Origin of the sequence: Nocardioides astragali, assembly GCF_024436375.1 — a bacterium.
Classification (GTDB): domain Bacteria; phylum Actinomycetota; class Actinomycetes; order Propionibacteriales; family Nocardioidaceae; genus Nocardioides; species Nocardioides astragali.
On sequence record NZ_JAFMZM010000006.1, the window covers coordinates 1 to 18,969 of the forward strand.

Here is an 18,969-nt window from a genome sequence, read left to right on the forward strand (position 1 = left end):
CGGTCAGCTGCATCCCATCACCAGAGTCCCCGGCGAACCGGATGATCACGCGATCCAGCTGCTTGACCTGCTTCACGGATGGAGTCACCTGCTGCCTGCTTCCTACGTGTCTCGAGAGTCCTCTCCCAACACCCCACATTAACCGTGGGACGGGCGCACCCACGCCTGTCCCCACGTGATGGACGACTCATCCGCACGCCGTGAGCGACGACACGCGAGACGAATGTCTTTGGTGTCCATAAAGTCATGTATCTTTCTCGACATTGCTCACCGATCAAGAAAGTCGAGTCCCCCCATGCAGATCCGTTCACGTGCCGCGCTCGCGGCGTCTCTGGCCGGGGCCACCTTCCTCGGATTGGCCCTCTCCGCCTGCTCCGTCAACTCGAACGCGAGCGAGGACGGCGGCGTCTCGATCGACCTCGTCGCCTACTCGACGCCGGAGACTGCGTACAACGAGATCACCGCCGCGTTCGCCGAGACCGAGGAGGGGGAGGGCGTCGAGTTCAGCACGTCCTATGGCCCCTCCGGTGACCAGAGCCGGGCGGTCGAGGGCGGTCAGGCGGCAGACTTCGTCAACTTCTCGCTGGAGAGCGACGTGACCCGGCTGGTCGACGCCGGCCTCGTGGCCGATGACTGGAACACCGGCGAGCACCAGGGCATCGTCGCCGACTCGGTGGTCGTCATCGTGACCCGTCCCGGCAACCCGCTCGGCATCGAGGGCTGGGAGGACATCGTCGAGGAGGGCGTCGAGATCGTGTCGCCCAACCCGGGCTCCTCCGGCGGTGCCCGCTGGAACGTCCTTGCTGCCTATGGTGCCGCCCTGGAGGCCAGCGGCGGCGACGAGAAGGCAGCCCGCCAGTACCTGGTGGACTTCTTCAACAACGCCGTCGCGCTGCCGGGATCGGCCCGTGACGCCCTCACCAGCTTCACGAGCGGGGTCGGCGACGTACTGATCTCCTACGAGAACGAGGCCATCCTCGCGCGGCAGAACGGCGAGGAGCTCGACTACGTCGTCCCCGACTCGACGCTGCTCATCGAGACTCCCGCCGCGGTCACCGAGGAGTCCGAGCCCGAGGCGCAGGCGTTCCTCGACCACCTCTACACCGAGGAGGCGCAGGCCAGCTTCCTGAAGTACGGCTACCGCCCGGTGGTCGAAGGGGTGACCGGCGAGGTCGAGGGCGCGAACGACCCGGCGGACCCGTTCCCCACGCCGACCACGCTGTTCACCGTCGCTGATGACTTCGGCGGCTGGCCGGCCGCCTCCGAGAAGTTCTTCGCCGACGGCGAGGACGGCGAACCCCTCGGGCTCGTGGCCGAGGTGCAGCAGGAGACCGGGAAGCTCGGCGAGTGACGACATGACGTCAGCCCTTCTGGGCCCGCCTGCCGACATCGCTGGGGAGGCGTCCACCGGACGCCCTCCCCGGCGGCGTCGCACCGCCGGGCCGCGCAACACGCTCACCCCGGGTGCCGGGCTCGGCCTCGGCCTGGCGATGCTCTGGTTCAGCCTGCTCGTGCTCATCCCGCTCACCGCCATCATCGTCACCGCCGGCGAGGGCGGGTGGAGCAGCTACGTCGACGTGCTCGCCAGCGACCAGACCTGGGCGGCCGTCAAGCTGACGGTCACCCAGGCATTGATCGTGACCGTGGTGAACGTCGTCGTCGGCACGACCATCGCCTGGGTGCTGGTCCGGGACCGGTTCTGGGGGAAGTCGGTGCTCGACGTGATCATCGACGTGCCGTTCGCGCTGCCGACGATCGTGGCCGGTCTGGTCCTCCTCTCGCTCTACGGCCCGCAGAGCCCGCTCGGGCTCGAGTGGGCCAACACCGAGCGGGCGGTGATGCTGGCGCTCGCCTTCGTCACGCTGCCCTTCATCGTCCGGACGGTGCAGCCCGTCCTCGAGGAGCTCGACCACGACGTCGAGGAGGCGGCCGCCTCGCTCGGCGCGACCCGGGGCACCATCGTGCGCCGCATCATCCTGCCGAGCCTGGCCCCGGCCATCGCGGCAGGCGCGGCGCTCTCCTTCGCGCGTGCGATCAGCGAGTACGGATCGCTCGTGCTCCTGTCCGGCAACCTGCCGTTCCGCACAGAGGTCGTCTCCGTCCGGGTGCTGAGCTTCATCGAGAACGGCAACACCCAGTCGGCCGCGGCACTGGCCTCGGTGATGCTCGCGGTGGCCCTCTTCGTGATCGTCGCACTCGACATCGTGCAGAGGCGGGTGGCCAACCGTGGTTAGGGTCTCGACTCCCGTCCGTTGGCTGCTGCGCACCGTGGCGGTGGGCTATGTGTTCTTGCTCGTCGCCTGGCCGGTCTCCCTGGTGGCGGTACAGACCTTCGAGGACGGCTTCTCGAACTTCGTGGGGATCTTCAGCGACGAGAACACGGTGGCCGCCCTGCAGCTCACGCTCATGGTGGCCCTGTGGGCGGTGGTCATCAACCTGATCTTCGGTGTGACCATCTCGATCCTGCTCGTACGCTACGAGTTCCCCGGCAAGCGGGCGCTCTCGGCGCTCATCGACATCCCGCTGTCCGTCTCACCCGTGGTCGTCGGCCTTGCCCTGCTGCTGGTCTACAGCGGCCGCACGGGCTGGTTCGGACCCTCCATCGAGTCGGCGGGGTGGCAGGTCATCTACGACTCGCCCGGCATGATCATGGCGACGTGCTTCGTGGCGCTGCCCCTCATCATCCGTGAGGTCGTGCCGGTCCTGACCGAGATCGGTGACGACCAGGAACAGGCGGCGCGCAGCCTCGGCGCCAGCGGCCGGCAGACCTTCCTGCGCATCACCCTGCCCTCCATCAAGTGGGCTGTCATCTACGGCGTCGTGCTGTCCCTGGCGCGCTCGCTCGGCGAGTTCGGTGCCGTCAAGGTCGTCTCGGGCAACGTCACCGGTCGGACCCAGACCGCCACCTTGATCGTGGAAGCCAAGTACCAGAACTTCGAGCAGACGACGGCGTACTCCGTGGCGTTCCTGCTGGCCTTCGTCAGCATCGCCTGCCTCGTCGTCGTCGCCTTCCTCCGCCCGCAGCACGAGATCTGAGGACCAACACCATGAGCATCGACGTCAAGAACGTCACCAAGAAGTTCGGGGACTTCGTCGCCCTCGACGACGTGTCCGTGTCCCTGCCCAAGGGGCAGCTCACCGCTCTTCTCGGCCCGTCCGGAGGTGGCAAGAGCACCCTGCTGCGCATCATCGCAGGGCTCGACAACGCCGACTCGGGCTCGGTGAACATCGAGGGCACCGACGCAACCCGGCTGCCGCCGCAGAAGCGCAACGTCGGCTTCGTCTTCCAGCACTACGCCGTCTTCAAGCACATGACCGTGGCCAAGAACGTGGCGTTCGGCCTCGAGATCCGCAAGCGGCCCAAGAGCGAGGTCGAACGGCGGGTGAAGGAGCTCCTCGAGCTGGTGCACCTGTCGCAGTTCGCCCATCGGCTGCCCTCGCAGCTCTCGGGCGGTCAGCGCCAGCGCATGGCCCTCGCCCGGGCGCTCGCTGTCGAGCCCTCGGTGCTGCTGCTGGACGAGCCGTTCGGCGCGCTCGACGCGAAGGTCCGCAAGGAGCTGCGCGACTGGCTGCGTCGCCTCCACGACGACGTGCACGTCACGACCGTCTTCGTGACGCACGACCAGGAGGAGGCCCTCGAGGTCGCCGACGAGATCGTCGTCATCAACAACGGACGAGTGGAGCAGGTCGGCAGCCCCGACCAGCTCTACGACGAGCCGGCCAATGACTTCGTCATGTCCTTCCTGGGCGAGGTCACGCACCTGAGCGGAATCTCCCTGCGCCCGCACGACATCGAGCTGGAGTCGGCGCCCCGGCTTGCTGGAGGCGTCGAGGGCACGATCTCGCGCATGCTGCGGATCGGCTTCGAAGTGCGCCTCACCGTCCTCACTGTGGACGGCGAGGAGGTGTCCGTGGTGGTGTCGCGCACCCATGCGCGATCCCTCGGGATCGCCGAGGGCAGCACCGTCTGGCTCACACCTGCGGCCGGGGCCACCGTGATTCCCCGCATGGCTGCCGTGGGCTGAGCCGCTGAAGGGGCCCCGTCCCCGGGTCCGACCGACTAGCGTTCGAGGGTGGACACGACGACCAAGGAGGAGCTCTGGGCCGCGGTCGAGGCATTCGACGCGGAGGCCGCGGAGATGGCCATGGCCAAGCTCCTGTGGGACGTCCCCCTGTCGGGGGCAGTCGCCGGCGTCGTACTGCCCTTCCTCAAGGAGGTCGGTGACCGCTGGGAGGCGGGCACCCTCTCGGTCGCGCACGAGCACTTCGTGATCGACATGCTGCGGCGCAAGCTCTCGACGCTCTCCTCCATGCCGCCCCAGCAGCTCCTCGAGAAGGCGTCGGCTCCGTCACCGGTCGTCCTCCTGGCCTGCCCCGCCGGTGAGCGCCACGACATGGTGCTGCTTTGCGTGGCCCTGATGTTGCGCGAGCGGGGAGCTCGGGTCCGCTTCCTCGGCGCCGACACGCCCATCCCGGCGGTCCTCACGGCCGCACGTGCCGCCCATGCGGACGCCGTGGTGCTGGCGGCGACCCGGTCCACCGCCTTCACCGCCCACACCACGACGCTGCGACGACTGGCCCAGGACCACGCCCTCTACGTCGCGGGCCGGGGCGCGGACGAGCAGACGGTCGCCGAGATCGGGGCCACGGCCCTACCGGACGAACCGGTGCGCGCCGTGGTGTTCCTCGTCGGCGCGCTCACCGAGATCACCGGGAGCTGGTGAGCGCGGAGGATCCGGCGTCGCCCCGTCTCAGCCCGCGAAGGCGGAGCGTCCCTGCACGGCCGAGGTGACGAGGTCGTTCTTGGGCAGTGACTGGCCGCCCTGGACGGCGGCTGCCCATGCCTCGGTCGTGCCGACAGCGGCGAAGTTCGAGTGCAGCAGCACCATGAGGGCCTCGTGGAGGACTTCGGCACGTACCTTGCCCATCTCGTTGGCCAGGTGGATGGCACCGGTGGCGTCGGAGAGGATCTCGGCGGCCAGGCCGAGCCCCTCGGCCTCGACGGCGGTCGCGAAGTCGCAGTTGTTGGTCATGAAGCCGGCGATGGTGATGGTGTCGACTCCTTGGCCGGCCAACCACTCGGCGACGTCGGTGCCTGCGAAGACGCTGCCGTTGACCTTGCTGATCCTCTTCCACGACGGCTGGAGCCGCTTCTCGACCTCGGGGTGCAAGGCCCAGCCCACCGAACCGGCCCCGAACAGGGGAGCGCCCTCGGGGTACTCGTGCTGCACCACCACGACGGGCAGGTCGTGGTCGAGCGCGAGGTCCATCGCGCGAGTCACGTTGGCCAGGGCCTCGTCCCGCGGCGGGTGCTGGATCTGCAGGGGACCCTCGAAGTACTCCTGCTGGACATCAACGACAACGAGGGCTCGGCGGGGGCTGCTCATGGTTCTCCTCAGTGGTGGGGGTCAGGGACAGCCTGACGCGCCATCGACAGGTAGCGTGAGCGGCTGTCGAGACCACCTTCGATGAGATTGGGCCAAGGATGCAGATCGGTGTGCACGCCTTCCCCCGCATGACGATGTTCCACCTCGCCGCGCCGTTGCTCGTGTTCGGCGAGGTCGCCCGCCTCGGGCTGGCGGCGGGGTGGCACACCACCGTGTGGACCGAGGACGGGCGGGCCATCCGGACTGCCGAGGGCCTCCTGGTGGACGACGTCCGTGGTCCCGCGAGCGTCGCCGACGCCGACCTCCTGGTGTTCCCGTCCTGGCCGAGCGACCTGCCACCCGCCGGCCCTGAGCTCACGTCCCTCGTCGGCGCGGCCCATGCGCGCGGAGCCACCATCGCCGGCCTCTGTCTGGGAGCCTTCCCGGTGGTGGACTCCGTGCCGCTCGCAGGCAGGAGTGTCGTGACCCACTGGGCCGTGACATCTCAGCTCGCGGAGCGGCAGGCAGGCGTCGTCGTCGACCCGGTGGCGCTCTACCTCGACCATGGCGACGTCCTCACGTCCGCCGGGACCGCCTCGGCGCTGGACGCCTGTCTGCACATCGTCCGGTCGCGCCTCGGCGCCGCCGCTGCCACGACGGTGGCCCGGCACCTCGTCATCGCGCCGCACCGGGAGGGCAACCAGGCACAGTACGTCGATCGGCCGATGCCGGAGCCCGGCGGCGTCGGTCACCTGGGTCCGACGTTGGACTGGGCGCTCGTGCACCTGGACCGCGACCTCGGCGTCGCAGAGCTCGCGGACCACGCCGGGATGAGCCGTCGGAACTTCACGCGTCGGTTCGCCGAGGTCACCGGCACGACGCCTGCGAGATGGGTGCTCGCTCGCCGACTGGACGAGGCCCGCAGCCTCCTCGAGACCACGTCCTGGTCCATGACACGTATCGCTGTCGCATGCGGCTTCCAGAGCGTGGTGACGTTCCGGCAGAACTTCGTCTCGGCGTACGCCACCACGCCGAGCTCCTACCGTGAGAGGTTCACCTCGTCCGCGAGGCCGCGGGCCATCGCCGCCAGCGCGCGGTCGAGCTCGGCGTCGGTCACGCCGCCGAAGCCGACGACCAGCCCGCTCATCCGGGCGGTGCGGCAGTAGGCCGAGATCGGCGAGACGTCGAAGCCGGCGTCGCCGGCGGCGGCCCGACCGCGGCGGACGGCGGCGGCGGGCAGCAGCCAGGTCGAGTACATGCCGGCGGCGGGGCCGGCCGGCTCGCCGTACGGCGCGAGCACCGCGGCCACGCGCGGGGCCCGGTCGGCGTAGACCCGGCGAGCGGTGCGGACCACCTTGTCGACCCAGCCCTCGCGGAGCAGGGCGAGCAGCGCGCGTTGGGCGGGCCAGGACGGCATGTCGTAGGTGTGCTCGCGATGCGCGACGAGGGCGGGGAGGAGTGCCGGCGGCGGCACCATCCAGCCCACCCGTAGGCCAGGTCCGACCGACTTGGACGCGGTGCCGAGGTAGGCCACCCGGGTGCGGTCGAGGGACGCGAGCGCCGGGATCGGCGCGACGTCGTAGCGGAACTCGGAGTCGTAGTCGTCCTCCACGACGAACGCGTCGTGCTCGCGCGCTGCGGCGAGGAGGGCGAGCCGGTCGGTGGCTGGCATGACGTGGCCGAGCGGGTGCTGGTGGGCGGGCGTGACGTAGGCCGCGGCCAGCCCCGGCATCGCGATCGGCCTGGAAGGCGGCAGGTCGACGACCTCGCGGCCGGCGACGCGTACGCACTCGACCGCCGCGCGGTAGCCGGGATCCTCCACTCCGATCGGCCCGCCCGGCAGGTGGGGGAGCAGCTGGCGGAGGCCGTCGGTCGTGCCTGAGGTGAGGAGCACCTCGTCCGGGTCCACGGTCAGTCCTCGAGTGCGGCCCAACCGCTCGGCGATCGCGACCCGGAGCTCGACGATGCCGCGCGGGTCGGGATAGCCCGCCGGCGGCGTCGCCGCCGACACCTCCCGCCAGGCGCGTCGCCAGCCCGCAGCGTGCCTCGGGTCGATCCAGGGGGAGCCGAGGTCGAGGGTGATCAGGTCAGGGGTGACGGGGCGGTGCGGGCGGCGCCGGGCGGCAGCCGGGGGAGCCCCGCCCGAGGCCACGAAGGTGCCGGCGCCCTGCTGGGTGGTGACCCAGCCCTCGGCCAGCAGCTGGTCGTAGGCCTGCTCGGTGACCGCTCGGGCCACCCCGAGGTCGGCCGCCAGCGCGCGGGTGCTCGGGAGCCGGTCGCCGGGCGCGAGGGACCCGGCGACGACGAGGTCGCGGACCTGCGTCGACAGCTGTACGCCGAGCGGCTCGCGTCGGTCGCGGTCGAGCCGGACGGGCAGCGTCTTCATCAGAAGTGTCCTGTAGAAATCGTCGGAAAGTGGCTCGTGACCACGGGCCAATAGTTGAGCAGGCTAGTGCCATGTCCCAGCTGTCGCCCACCCCCAGGACCACTCCGACCCGCGAGTCGGAGCGCGCGGTCGGCCAACGGAGCCGGATGCTGGCGCTGGTCGGTGACGCCCTGGTCGCCCACCTCGGTGTGGTGGTGACGCGCGACGGGACGACCCACCCCGTGGTGCTGCCGACCGCGTTCGCGGTCGATCCCGACGGGCCCGACGACGACGGCACCCTCTACCTGCACGGGTCGACCGGTGCCGGCTGGCTGCGTGCGGCCATCGCCACCGACGTGTGCGTCACCGTCACCGAGCTGGACGGGCTGGTCGCCTCTCGGTGCGGGTTCGGGCACTCGATGAACTATCGGTCCGCGGTGGTCATCGGCCGCGTGCGCGTCGTCGACGACCCGGCCGAGCGTCAGCACGCACTCGACCGGATCATCGACCACATGGTCCCGGGACGGGCCGCCACGCTGCGGGCCGCGACGCGCAAGGAGCTGGCGGCGACCGCCGTCCTCGCCCTCCCGCTCCGGGAGGCCTCGATGAAGGAGCGCGCCGGCGGCCCCGAGGACACACCCGACGACGTGGCCACCGGCGTCTGGGCCGGTCACATCCCGCTGCGCCGGATCGCCCTGCCGCCGGTCAGCGCGTCCGACTCCCACGACGAGGTCCCCGCGGACGTCGTCTCGCGCGCGAAGGCGCTCGGATGAAGGCGCCGGCCGGGAGCGGCTCGCTGTCGGTCCTGCAGGGCACCGCACTGACCCTCGCGGCGGTGCTGGGCACCGGCGTGATCTCGCTCCCCGCCCTCGCCATCGACGCGGCGGGTCCCGCCTCGCTCGTCGCGTGGGCGGCGCTGCTGCTGGTCTCGGTGCCGCTGGCGGCGACGTTCGCGGCGCTGGGGGCGCGTCACCCCGACGGAGGAGGCGTGTCGACGTACGCCCGGCTCGCGTTCGGCGAGCGCGTGGCGACGATGGTCGGTTGGGGCTTCTTCCTCGCGATCCCGATCGGGGCACCGGTCGCGGCCGGCTTCGCCGCTTCGTACGTCGCCGACGCGGCCGGCGGCGGACGGAACACCGAGGTCGCGGTTACCGCCGCGGTGATCGCGGTCGTCGCCGTCCTGAACTGGGTGGGCATCCAGGTGTCGGCACGGGTGCAGCTCGGCATCGCCGCCGTGATCGCCACCCTGTTGCTCGTCGCCATCGTCGTGTCGCTGCCGCGGGTCGACGTCGACAACCTGACGCCGTTCCTGACGCACGGCTGGTCGGGAGTCGGCGCGGCGGCCGCGCTGCTGGTGTGGGCGTTCGCGGGGTGGGAGATCGTGAGCTCGCTGTCCGCGGAGTACCGCGACCCCCGCCGCGACATCGGCCGCGCCACCGCGACCACGCTCGCGGTGGTCACGGTGCTCTACCTCGGGATCGCGTTCGTCACCGTCGCCGTGCTGGGCGGCGCGGCCGGGCGGGCCCCGTTGGCCGACCTGCTGGCCGGGGCCTTCGGCGACTGGGCGCGACCACTGACGACCGTGGTCGCCGTACTGCTCACCGTCGGCGCCATCAACGCCTACTTCGCGGGTGCTTCCCGACTGGGGGTGTCGCTGGCGATCGCCGGCGCGGCGCCGCGGTGGCTGGGTTCTGACGTCGGCGACGGCCGTCGTACGCCGCGACACGCGCTGGCTTTCGTCGCCGGCCTGGGTCTAATGGTGACCGTGGGCGAGGCCGCGCTCGGGCAGCCGACCGACGCCACGCTGCTGGTCACGACGGGGACCTTCGCCCTGGTCTACGTCGTCGGGACGGCGGCCGCCGTACGACTGCTGCCCGGCGGCTGGCCCCGCGCAGCGGCGATCGTGTCGTTCGTCGCGTCGGTCGGGCTCGTCGTGCTGACCGGCCCTGCCGTGCTGCTGCCTCTCGCGACCGGGCTGGCCGGGCTGTGCTGGACGCTGCGCCGATCCTCGAGGGCGAGCGTGACGGTCGGACTGCCGGTGCCGGTGCCGTCAGCGGGTGACCCGACCTAGCCGGAGCCGGCGAGGTCGACGCGGTGCCAAGGCTCCGTGGCCATGTGACGCCGCCCGCCGTTCGCGCAGTAGCGAAAGCGGGTCAGTGTCAGCGAGTCGAGGACCACGTCATGTGAGAGAGATCGCCGACGCTGTTCCGCCCAGTCGACGAGACCCCGCGAGTCGAGGATCGGCGCGGCGAAGTGCACGACGCTCGCATACCAGATGTCACGCTGCAACTCCTCGAACCAAGCCAGCGGGCCAAGGGCGTCGCTTAGTCGGCGCATGAGCTCCCATGGCGCCTCATCGACGGGCTCGGCCTGCACCATGACCGCGCTGACTGACAGCGTCACTCCGGTGAGGCGCAGTCGGATGGGCGGCGACTCCCTGCCCACGTGCTCCAGTGCCGCGACCCAGGCCGCGCTGATCTCGTCTGCAGGGCTGGCGGCTTCTCGGTAGGGCTCCAGCGCGCGGACCGTGAAGTGACTCGCATCCGCCCGACCAGTCTCGAAGTGGCCCGGACCGGCATGGACCAACGCCTCGTCCATCACCTCTGTGAGGACACCGCGGGATCGCTCGCCCGGGAGACAGACGACACTGACCGGCCAGCGTCCACCATCGACGGGGGGTTCGTCCTGACGGTGTCTCCCACTGAGGAGAGCGGGGACCGCGTCGCTGAAGAGACGGTCGAAGACGGAGTGGGTGGAGTCCGCCGGCGACACGGCAGGGACGCTACCTCGGCGTGAGTTCCGGTCGCGGCAGATGGGCGCGCTTCTAGACGCAGGTCCAGCAGTAGACCGTTTGGTTCGTTCGCTTCGCTTCTTGTGCAAGGGCAGCTAGGTCGCGGACGACCTGAAGCAATTCGTCAGGGTCGGCTGCGCCCCAGAACTCCTCTGTACGCACCCACGGAACCATCGCAGCGGCGAGGGTTGTGTCATCCGCCGAGGCCAGCGCGTCGACGAGCCCGCTGGAGACCACAACAACGGTCCTCTCGCCACCCTCCCGCGATGCAACGACCCGTCCCCACCCGATCTGATCACTGATGTCGTCATAGGCCTGGCCGGTGAGAAGTTCCTCGAGCGTGGTTGCTTGTACTAGCGGGTCGAATCCCGCGTCAACAACTGTCGGCAAGGAGCCCGGTCCGCCGTCGCGATCGATGATTGCCGCGGCTGCACCGTCGTCGGTGGCGATGAAGTAGTCGAAGAGAACGCCCACGCTGGGATCCTATGAGCGGACACCGAAAGCGACGATCATCGGTGCGGGCTCAGGCGGTCGTTGCAACACCTCGGGTAGTGAAGTGCCCGGAATTCGCCACCCTGGCGCGTCCCTACCAAGAACTCGACGCCTACTCGACCCCTCCGTCGCTTGTGCGGCGATAGCGACCAAAGAGGGCAAGCGCAGCGAGAGATGGTGCGTCCTTGAAGCTGCCAGTCGCCACCATCTCCCAGAGTTCGTCCTCCGCGACCCAGCGCGTCACGAGACCCTGTTCGGTGTCTTCGAGTGCCTGCTCTCCCGGGATCAGGTCCGTGGCCAGCACGACGTGGAACCCCTGGTTGCTGTAGCCGTATGCCTCAAACAGGTGCCCGATGATCTTCATCGACCCGGCGCGCAGCCCCGTTTCCTCGCGCAACTCGCCCCGGGCGAGTTCCAGGGGCGCCACGTCCTCCTCGGTCTCCCACGACCCTTGGGGGAACTCCCAGTACCGGCCCTGCACGGGGTACCGGTACTGCTCCACCAAGTGGAATCCACCGTCCGCGTAGGGGATCACCAACGCGAAGTCAGGCTTCTCGACGACACCAAAGATGCCCGCCCGACCGTCGAGGGAGACAGTCTTGTCCTCCCTCACAGTCATCCACCGGTTTTCGTAGACGACGGCGCTCTCCACCGCGATGAGTTCAGGCTCCCGACCAACATCAGCTGTCATGGCGCGGAAGTTAGCAGGGCCGCCGCCAGGCCTACGCCCGCCTGACCTCGGCACATCCGGACATTCGAGAAGCCGCTTGTTCGATGAACCCGCGAACTGCCCGCCGTTCCACGCTCAGAAACGCGTGGATCATCTGTAGTTGGTGAACTGCACCGCGAAGTCGTAGTCCTGCGACTTCACCAGCTGCTGGACCGCCTGCAGGTCGTCGCGCTTCTTGGAGGAGACGCGGAGCTCCTCTCCCTGCACCTGGGCCTTGACACCCTTGGGGCCCTCGTCGCGGATCAGCTTGGAGATCTTCTTGGCGTCCTCGGAGGTGATGCCCTCCTTGAGCACGATGTCGATCTTGGAGACCTGCCCCGACTGGCGGGGCTCGGAGGCGTCGAGGATCTTGAGGCTCTGGTTGCGCTTGATGAGCTTGTCCTGGAAGACGCTGAGCACCGCGCTGGCGCGCTCGTCGGCGGAGGCGGTGATCTCGATGGCCTTCTCGCCCTTCCACTCGATGCTCGCACCGGTGCCCTTGAAGTCGAACCGGTTGGCGATCTCGCGAGCCGCCTGGCTCAGAGCGTTGTCGACCTCCTGGCGGTCCAGCTTGCTCACGATGTCGAAGCTCGAGTCAGCCATCTTGTGCCTCCTTCGTGTGGGGCTGCCGGGTGACCCGGCGATTCGTAGCGGTGTCCGTGCCTTGCTATTGTTCCGCACGGCCCGGCAGGTTGCCCGAGCGGCCAAAGGGAGCTGACTGTAAATCAGCCGGCAACGCCTACAGAGGTTCGAATCCTCTACCTGCCACACCTCACTCCCGGACTCGCGCAGCGGGTCCGGGAGTGGTCATTTCGGGACACATTCCTTGACCCGGTGCCGCCGGTCTGCGTGACTTCCCGGGTGAGTGACGTGACGTCGACCCCGAGCGGTGGGGCCGGACCGGACGCCGAGTGGCTCGACCTGGAGTGCCGACGCCTGCTGGAGTTCGGTCGCCGTGTCATCCACCCCCTCGGCGGTGCCGCGTGGCTCGGCGAGGACGGATCGCCCGACCTCGGCCGCCCGGTCCACACCTGGATCACCAGTCGTACGGTCCACGTCTACGCGCTGGGCGCCCTCTTGGGCGTGGAGGGCTGTACGCCGATCGCGACCGCGGCGCTCGCCGGGCTGCGGACCACGTTGCACGACGACACCCACGGCGGCTGGTTCGGTGCCGTTGACGCCGACGGCGCACCCGTCGGCACGGGCAAGTCCTGCTACGACCACGCCTTCGTCATGCTGGCGGGCTCGACCGCCCTGACTGCCCGGCTGCCGGGCGCCGAAGAGCTCATCGGCGAGGCGACGCAGGTCTTCCAGCAGCGCTTCTGGGACCAGGGACGAGGCCGGGTCCTCGACGAGTGGGACCGGGCCTGGACCGCGCCAGCGCCCTACCGCGGGCTCAACGCGGCGATGCACTCCGTGGAGGCGATGCTGGCGGTGGGCGACGCGACCGGCGAGGCCGTCTGGCACGACCGGGCAGGGCGGATCTCGGAGTTCGTCGTCGGGCTCGCGACGGCGTATGACGGCCGGCTCCCCGAGCACTTCGGGCCGGACTGGACGCCCCACCTCGAGCTCAACCGGGACCGCCCCGACGACCCCTTCAAGCCGTTCGGCGCGACCGTCGGCCACGGCCTGGAGTGGTCGCGGCTACTGCTGCACGTCGAGGCCACCCTCGGCACGGACGCGCCAGCCGGCCTGCTGGAGGCCTCCCGCCTCCTCTTCGACCGGGCCGTCGCCGACGGCTGGCAGGTCGACGGCGCGCCCGGGTTCGTCTACACCACCGACTGGGACGGCACACCGGTCGTACGTGCGCGCATGCACTGGGTGGCCGCCGAGGGGATCGCGGCCGCGGCCGCGCTCCACCGACGCACTGGGGAGGGAGCCTTCGCCGAGCGGTACGCGGAGTGGTGGAGCTACGTCGTCGAGCACGTCCGCGACGCGGCACGAGGCTCGTGGCACCACGAGCTCGACACCACGAACCACCCGCAGGCGTCGGTGTGGCCGGGCAAGCCGGACCTCTACCACGCGGTACAGGCCACGCTCCTCCCGCGTCTCCCGCTGGCGCCGGGTCTCGCCCGAGCGGTGGCCTCGTCCGCCTGGGCGTGAGCAACGGCATGATGGGCCCATGACGGACGCACAGCCGCGGGTCCTCGTCGTGGGCGAGGCGCTCGTCGACGTCGTCCCCGACCTGGACGGCCGGCCCCAGGACCTCCCCGGCGGCAGTCCCGCCAACGTCGCGATCACGCTTGGCCGGCTCGGGCGTGACGTGCGGCTGGCGACGGTGCTGGGAGAGGACGCCCGTGGGGAGCTGGTGACCTCCTGGCTCGAGGCGAGCGGCGTGACGGTGCTCGCCCAGCGGCCCGCCAGCGGACGTACGTCGAGCGCGGCCGTCACCCTCGACGCCTCCGGTGCCGCGACCTACGACTTCGACCTCGCTTGGGACCTCAGTGAGGTGCCGCAGGAGGACTGCGACGTCTTCCACGTCGGCTCGATCGCGACGGTGCTCGAGCCGGGGGCCGACGTCGTCCTCGACGCGGTCCGAGCGCGGCACGGCCGGACCCTGGTCTCGCTGGACCCCAACGCCCGACCCGCGCTGACGCCCGACCGGCGCGCTGCTGTCGCCCGGATCGAGGAGCTGGTCGGGCTCTCCGACGTGGTCAAGGTGAGCGACGAGGACCTGTCCTGGCTGTTCCCCGGGCACCACCCGGTGGAGACCGCCACCCGCTGGGCGACGCAGGGGCCCGGCCTCGTCGTGGTCACCCGTGGCGGTGAGGGTGCCGTCGCCGTACGCCCTGACGGCACCATGCTCGACGTGCCAGGGGTCCCGGTGCTCGTGGCGGACACCGTCGGTGCCGGCGACACCTTCAGCGGAGTCCTGATCGACACCCTGCTCTCCCTCGGGGTGAGCGGCGCCGCCGGAGCCGCGGCTCTGCGCGCGCTCTCCGACCGCGACGTCCTCGACGCCGTCAGCACCGCCGCGATCGGTGCCGCGATCACGGTCTCGCGTCCCGGCGCCGACCCGCCGCACCGGGCCGAGCTCAGCGCCGCCCTGGGCGCAGGTGCAGGTCCCGAGGGCGAGGAGTGACCGAGCAGATCCACGACATCGGCAGGCGCCGGGCCTGGGTGATCTGGCTCGTCGGGCTCGCGGTCTACATCCTGGCGGTCTTCCACCGCAGCTCGCTCGGCGTCGCCGGGATCATCGCCTCCGAACGGTTCGACATCAGCGCCACCAGCCTGGCGACGTTCACCGTGCTCCAGCTCGTCGTGTACGCCGGGATGCAGGTGCCGGTGGGCGTCCTGCTGGACCGCTTCGGCTCGCGCGCGCTGCTGGTCTGTGGCCTGGTGCTGATGACGGCGGGACAGCTCGGCTTCGCCTTCTCCGAGTCCTTCGTCGGCGCCGTCGTGGCCCGCGCGGTGGTGGGCGCTGGTGACGCGATGGTGTTCGTCAGCGTGATCAGGCTGGTCACGGCGTGGTTCCTCGTGCGGCAAGGACCCATGGTGACCCAGCTGACGGGGCTCTCCGGCCAGATCGGCGCGATCGCCGCGGCCGCGCCGCTGTCCTACCTCCTGCACGAGCTCGGCTGGACGCAGGCGTTCGCGCTGACCTCGAGCGTCGGCGTCGTCCTGCTGGTCGCGGTGCTCGTCCTGGTGAAGGACTCGCCCTACCGCCGTGACGAGGTGGTGGCGATCAAGCTCCGCGCCCTCGCCGAGTCGGTCCGTACGGTCTGGGGAAACCCGGGCACCCGGCTGGGCATGTGGTCCCACTTCGTCTCCCAGTTCTCCGCCACCGTCTTCACGCTGCTGTGGGGCTACCCGTTCCTCGTCCAAGGACTCGGTTGGACGACGGGCGGTGCGAGCACGCTGTTGATGGCGATGACGGCCTGGGCCGTGGTGAGCGGGCTGGTCCTCGCCCGCCTGGTGGCGCGGCTGCCCTACTACCGCTCGTGGATCGTGATCGGGGTGGTCATCACGATGGTGGTGCCGTGGACCGCGGTGCTGCTGTGGCCGGGCGCGGCGCCGGACTGGCTGGTGGTGGCGATGGCATTCGCCACCGCGAGCGGCGGTCCCGCGGCGATGGTGGCCTTCGACCTCGCGCGCTCCTTCACGCCCACCCAGGCCATCGGCCGGGCCAACGGTCTCGTCAACGTGGGCGGCTTCACGGCCTCGCTGCTGACCATGGCCCTGATCGGCGTGGTGCTCGACCTGTCCGAGCCGCGCGGCATGGACGCCTACACGCTCGGTGACTTCAAGCTCGCGATGGCCGTGCAGTACGTCTTCTGGGCACTCGGCGTCGTGCAGACGCTGCGCTACCGGCGGCGCGGGCTCGCCCACCTCGCCCGCGTGCACCCGGGCTCGATCGAGCAGATGAAGGCCGGCCGACCGTTCGTCCACCCAGGCATCGGCACCGAGGGTGTGTAGGCGTCTACGGCCTACCGCTCACTGGAACGAGACGAACCGGACGTCCGGCAGCGAGCGCCGGACCTGCCCCGCGCGCATGCGCGGGACGTCCTCGTCGTAGAAGATCTTGAACCCCATCGTGAACTTCCGGGGCACCGCGACCCCGTGGTAGGTCATCATCTTGTCCGCGGGGTTGCCGAACCCGTCGATGTGCTGGACCATCGCCAGGCCTTCGCGGCGGCGTACCTTGCGGATGTCGGGGACCATCCCGTGGGTGAACTGGTGGACGACGAACAGCTTCTCCGGGAGTCCGTGGTCGCGGGTGAGACGCGCCAGCCAGCCGGCGGTGCGGTTGATCTCCCGGGCCGAGACCGACCCGATCGTCTGACCGGGGAACTCGGCAGGCCCCACGCGCCACTCGGGGTCGAGGGCCAGGCCGACCCACGGGTCCTGCAGCGCCCACTCCCACCGCTTGGCCACGGTGAGGAAGTCGCTGCGGCCGGGTTGGAGGTCCAGCACCAGCAGCGCCCCGTTGCGGTGGGCGGCGTCGATGTAGGACTGCACGCGACTGTGGAGGACGTCGTGCGCATGGTCGCCGTCGGTGCCGGGGTGGTCCTCGCCGTCGGCCACGGTGACGATGAGCTCGTAGACGGGGAGCAGTCGCTCCTTGCCGCGCAGGAACCGTCCGCCGGCACGACTGATCCGTTGGAAGGCCTGGTCCGGGTCGGTCTCTCCCAGCACGCCGAGCGATCCGGTGCCGGCAGTGCCGTAGTAGGCCGTCAGGAACCGCTGCTTGCCGAAGACGGTCTGTCCACCGCCGGGCAGCCACGTGACCGTGCGCTCGGCCGTGCTCGCGGACGCAGGCACAGGTCCTGCCGCAGACGGCGGCGACGCGGTGAGCAGCGGGATGGTCAGCAGTGTCGTGATGAGCGCGGCGACGCGCGCCCGAGTCCCCCGAGTCATGGAGGCGAACCTAGCCGCTCCGACGTGGGTCGGGACGGCGGCGCACCGTTCGCTGTGAGCCGGTCAGCCGACCTTGCGGTACTTCCGGTGCATCGTCTGCCGGGTGACGCCGAGGAGGGTGCCGATCTCGGCCCAGCTCAGTCCGGCGTGGCGCGCCCGGCGTACGGCGACCTCCTCGCGCCGTGCGAGGTCGCGCTTGGCCTCCCGCACGGCGGCCAGCTCGGGGATCACGCCGCCGTCGTCGTCCGCATCCACTGAGGTCTTCACGAGTGTCAGCATATGCTGACGATGCAAACGGGCGAACTGCCGCGCATGTCGAGAGGCTGCCCGGTAGGCGCCGTCAGGAACAGGAGATGACACAGATGCCGCACGTGCAGCCGGTCGCCCGCCGACTCTTCGACCTGACAGAGCCGATCACGTTGGTGAACTTCTTCGCCGAGGAGCCCCACGAGGCCATGGCGGCGCTCGGCTTCAACAACTACTGGGACGGCTACTTCGCCGGACGCGCTGCTCCGCTGGGGCGTGTCTCGGCCGAGGTGGTCCACGCCGCTTTCTACAGCTTCGCTGAGGGTGAGGTGGCGCGCCACATTCCCCAGGTCTGGGACACGACCACGCCGGAGGCGGCGCACGCGGCGCGCGAGAAGGGGTGCGTGGCAGCGCTGCGGCGGATCCTCGGTGACCTCGTGGACGGTCCTGGGCTCTCACGCGCCGCCGATCTCCTCGCCAGGGCCGCGACCAGTGCCCCGACGGAAGGACGGGTGATGTACGCCGCACTACGCGTGCTCCCGATGCCGCAGGAGCCGGTGGCCCGGCTCTGGCACGCGGCCAACACGCTTCGCGAGCACCGCGGGGACGGCCATGTCGTCGCTCTCATGTCTGAGCAGATCGGCGGGACGGAGGCCCACGTGCTCAGCGCCCTCGACATGGGCATCTACCCGGCAGAGTCGTTCGGCCGGATCCACCACCTTCCGCGGGCCAGGCTCGCTGAGGTCATGAACGGCCTGCGGGCCCGCGGCCTCCTCGATGACGCGGGCCACCTCACGGACGCTGGGCGTGCGACGAAGGATCGGATCGAGTCCCTCACTGACGCACTGGCCGAAGCTCCCTACGGCGGCCTCGAGCCGCTCGAGGTCGACCAGCTGATCGCTCTGCTCGAGCCCGTCGCCACGAGGCTGCGGGCCACAGGGTCGAGATAGGCGCGCTCAGCCGATCTCGCCATCCCCGTCGGAGTCCAGGTCGCCGGTCGGGTCCTCCGCGGCCGCGTCCTCGAGGTACGCCCCGCCGACCGGGTGTCCTTGCCAGGAGACCATCCGCCAGCCCGCGTCGAGGTCCCCCTCGAGCACGATGAGTGCGGTGTTGTGGAGCGGCTGGTGGGCGGGCGGGGCATCGGGGTGCGGCTCCATCCGGGTGGAGACCCAGGTCCGCAGGGCGGCGCCGTGGCTGACGATGAGCGCCGCGTCGTGGCCGGCGTCCACGATCCGGCGGACCGCGGCGTCGAAGCGCTCCAGGAACTCCTCGCCGGTCTCGGCGCCGGGCATCCGGTGCGTCAGGTCGCCCTCGAGCCACGTCGCCACGCAGCCGATGTAGCCGGCGACCGCGTCGTGGTCCTTGCGCATCTCGAAGTCGCCGGCCTGGATCTCCTCGAGGCCGTCGAGCTGGGTGAGCTCGATGTCGCGATCCTCGGCGGTCGGTGCCGCGGTCTGGTGCGTACGCACCCGGCTGGAGACGTAGATCGCGTCGATCGGCTCATCGGCCAGGGCCCGGCTCGCCGCCACGGCCTGGGCGCGGCCCAGGTCGGTGAGGTCGACGCCGGGGTGCGCGGTGTCGAGCTCACCGGACACGTTGGCATGGGTCTGGCCGTGGCGCATCAGCAGCAGTCGCACGTGGA

General features: G+C 70.5%; 20 protein-coding genes, 1 tRNA gene and 1 pseudogene. 13 read left to right on the forward strand and 9 right to left on the reverse strand.

Annotated elements, in window-relative coordinates; all coding sequences use genetic code 11:
• Positions 1 to 295 precede the first annotated feature (295 nt).
• The 5 genes from J3P44_RS19470 to J3P44_RS25620 are packed head-to-tail and all read left to right on the forward strand — an operon-like array spanning position 296 to position 4,724.
• The gene (locus tag J3P44_RS19470; protein ID WP_255892136.1) at positions 296 to 1,351 is read left to right on the forward strand and encodes a sulfate ABC transporter substrate-binding protein; all 1,056 of its coding nucleotides are present in this window, start codon (positions 296 to 298) and stop codon (positions 1,349 to 1,351) included.
• A 4-nt stretch (positions 1,352 to 1,355) separates the two neighbouring features.
• On the forward strand, positions 1,356 to 2,234 hold the full coding sequence (gene cysT / locus J3P44_RS19475; RefSeq protein ID WP_255892137.1) for a sulfate ABC transporter permease subunit CysT: 879 nt from the start codon (positions 1,356 to 1,358) through the stop codon (positions 2,232 to 2,234).
• Complete coding sequence (locus tag J3P44_RS19480; protein WP_255892138.1) at positions 2,227 to 3,036, forward strand: sulfate ABC transporter permease; 810 nt, start codon at positions 2,227 to 2,229, stop codon at positions 3,034 to 3,036. Before cysT ends, J3P44_RS19480 begins: the two co-directional genes overlap by 8 nt.
• Positions 3,037 to 3,047: 11 nt before the next feature.
• Positions 3,048 to 4,025 carry a sulfate/molybdate ABC transporter ATP-binding protein gene (locus J3P44_RS19485; RefSeq protein ID WP_255892139.1) on the forward strand — a complete coding sequence of 326 codons (978 nt, stop codon included), beginning with the start codon at positions 3,048 to 3,050 and terminating at the stop codon, positions 4,023 to 4,025.
• A gap of 48 nt (positions 4,026 to 4,073) precedes the next feature.
• Positions 4,074 to 4,724, forward strand: coding sequence for a cobalamin B12-binding domain-containing protein (locus tag J3P44_RS25620; protein ID WP_255892140.1), 651 nt, complete (start codon positions 4,074 to 4,076; stop codon positions 4,722 to 4,724).
• A 27-nt stretch (positions 4,725 to 4,751) separates the two neighbouring features.
• Here J3P44_RS25620 and J3P44_RS19495 read toward each other — a convergent pair whose 3' ends face one another.
• Positions 4,752 to 5,387, reverse strand: coding sequence for an isochorismatase family protein (locus J3P44_RS19495; protein WP_255892141.1), 636 nt, complete (start codon positions 5,385 to 5,387; stop codon positions 4,752 to 4,754).
• A gap of 134 nt (positions 5,388 to 5,521) precedes the next feature.
• Here J3P44_RS19495 and J3P44_RS19500 point away from each other — a divergent pair.
• Positions 5,522 to 6,358: pseudogene (locus J3P44_RS19500) on the forward strand (GlxA family transcriptional regulator); the annotation flags it as partial.
• Between the two features lie 47 nt (positions 6,359 to 6,405).
• Here the strand turns inward: J3P44_RS19500 and pdxR are convergent.
• A complete protein-coding gene (pdxR, locus tag J3P44_RS19505) occupies positions 6,406 to 7,752 on the reverse strand; it encodes a MocR-like pyridoxine biosynthesis transcription factor PdxR (protein ID WP_255892142.1) in 1,347 nt (448 codons plus the stop codon).
• Positions 7,753 to 7,823: 71 nt separating this feature from the next.
• On the opposite strand from pdxR, the gene J3P44_RS19510 reads away from it, so the two are divergent.
• The gene (locus J3P44_RS19510; RefSeq protein ID WP_255892143.1) at positions 7,824 to 8,504 is read left to right on the forward strand and encodes a pyridoxamine 5'-phosphate oxidase family protein; all 681 of its coding nucleotides are present in this window, start codon (positions 7,824 to 7,826) and stop codon (positions 8,502 to 8,504) included.
• Positions 8,501 to 9,802 (forward strand): APC family permease, encoded by a 1,302-nt coding sequence (locus J3P44_RS19515; protein ID WP_255892144.1) that lies wholly within the window; start codon positions 8,501 to 8,503, stop codon positions 9,800 to 9,802. The genes J3P44_RS19510 and J3P44_RS19515 overlap by 4 nt, the downstream gene beginning before the upstream one ends.
• On the opposite strand, the gene J3P44_RS19520 is transcribed toward J3P44_RS19515, so the two are convergent.
• The 4 genes from J3P44_RS19520 to J3P44_RS19535 all read right to left on the reverse strand — a co-directional run bounded on the left by J3P44_RS19520 (position 9,799) and on the right by J3P44_RS19535 (position 12,326).
• The gene (locus J3P44_RS19520) at positions 9,799 to 10,329 is read right to left on the reverse strand and encodes a hypothetical protein (RefSeq protein ID WP_255892145.1); all 531 of its coding nucleotides are present in this window, start codon (positions 10,327 to 10,329) and stop codon (positions 9,799 to 9,801) included. The genes J3P44_RS19515 and J3P44_RS19520 overlap by 4 nt on opposite strands.
• A 226-nt stretch (positions 10,330 to 10,555) precedes the next feature.
• Positions 10,556 to 10,996, reverse strand: a complete 441-nt coding sequence (locus J3P44_RS19525) for a hypothetical protein (RefSeq protein WP_255892146.1) — start codon at positions 10,994 to 10,996, stop codon at positions 10,556 to 10,558.
• A gap of 130 nt (positions 10,997 to 11,126) precedes the next feature.
• Complete coding sequence (locus J3P44_RS19530) at positions 11,127 to 11,705, reverse strand: NUDIX domain-containing protein (RefSeq protein WP_255892147.1); 579 nt, start codon at positions 11,703 to 11,705, stop codon at positions 11,127 to 11,129.
• Positions 11,706 to 11,834: 129 nt separating this feature from the next.
• On the reverse strand, positions 11,835 to 12,326 hold the full coding sequence (locus tag J3P44_RS19535; protein WP_255892148.1) for a YajQ family cyclic di-GMP-binding protein: 492 nt from the start codon (positions 12,324 to 12,326) through the stop codon (positions 11,835 to 11,837).
• Between the two features lie 83 nt (positions 12,327 to 12,409).
• Between J3P44_RS19535 and J3P44_RS19540 the strand changes: the two genes are divergently transcribed.
• The 4 genes from J3P44_RS19540 (at position 12,410) to J3P44_RS19555 (ending at position 16,139) form a co-directional block, all read left to right on the forward strand.
• Positions 12,410 to 12,491, forward strand: a tRNA-Tyr gene (locus tag J3P44_RS19540).
• Positions 12,492 to 12,584: 93 nt separating this feature from the next.
• Positions 12,585 to 13,826, forward strand: a complete 1,242-nt coding sequence (locus J3P44_RS19545) for an AGE family epimerase/isomerase (RefSeq protein WP_255892149.1) — start codon at positions 12,585 to 12,587, stop codon at positions 13,824 to 13,826.
• Between the two features lie 19 nt (positions 13,827 to 13,845).
• Positions 13,846 to 14,805: a carbohydrate kinase family protein gene (locus tag J3P44_RS19550; RefSeq protein ID WP_255892150.1), complete on the forward strand. Its 960-nt coding sequence runs from the start codon at positions 13,846 to 13,848 to the stop codon at positions 14,803 to 14,805.
• Positions 14,802 to 16,139 carry an MFS transporter gene (locus J3P44_RS19555; protein WP_255892151.1) on the forward strand — a complete coding sequence of 446 codons (1,338 nt, stop codon included), beginning with the start codon at positions 14,802 to 14,804 and terminating at the stop codon, positions 16,137 to 16,139. Before J3P44_RS19550 ends, J3P44_RS19555 begins: the two co-directional genes overlap by 4 nt.
• An 18-nt stretch (positions 16,140 to 16,157) precedes the next feature.
• Here J3P44_RS19555 and J3P44_RS19560 read toward each other — a convergent pair whose 3' ends face one another.
• Both J3P44_RS19560 and J3P44_RS19565 read right to left on the reverse strand, forming a co-directional pair.
• Positions 16,158 to 17,081 carry a hypothetical protein gene (locus J3P44_RS19560; RefSeq protein ID WP_255892152.1) on the reverse strand — a complete coding sequence of 308 codons (924 nt, stop codon included), beginning with the start codon at positions 17,079 to 17,081 and terminating at the stop codon, positions 16,158 to 16,160.
• 63 nt (positions 17,082 to 17,144) lie between these two features.
• On the reverse strand, positions 17,145 to 17,348 hold the full coding sequence (locus tag J3P44_RS19565; RefSeq protein ID WP_255892153.1) for a hypothetical protein: 204 nt from the start codon (positions 17,346 to 17,348) through the stop codon (positions 17,145 to 17,147).
• Between the two features lie 86 nt (positions 17,349 to 17,434).
• Here J3P44_RS19565 and J3P44_RS19570 point away from each other — a divergent pair, with 86 nt between their 5' ends.
• Entirely contained in the window at positions 17,435 to 18,277 is an 843-nt protein-coding gene (locus tag J3P44_RS19570) for an SCO6745 family protein (protein WP_255892154.1), read from the forward strand.
• Between the two features lie 6 nt (positions 18,278 to 18,283).
• On the opposite strand, the gene J3P44_RS19575 is transcribed toward J3P44_RS19570, so the two are convergent.
• Entirely contained in the window at positions 18,284 to 18,964 is a 681-nt protein-coding gene (locus J3P44_RS19575) for a histidine phosphatase family protein (RefSeq protein ID WP_255892156.1), read from the reverse strand.
• Between the last annotated feature and the right edge of the window lie 5 nt (positions 18,965 to 18,969).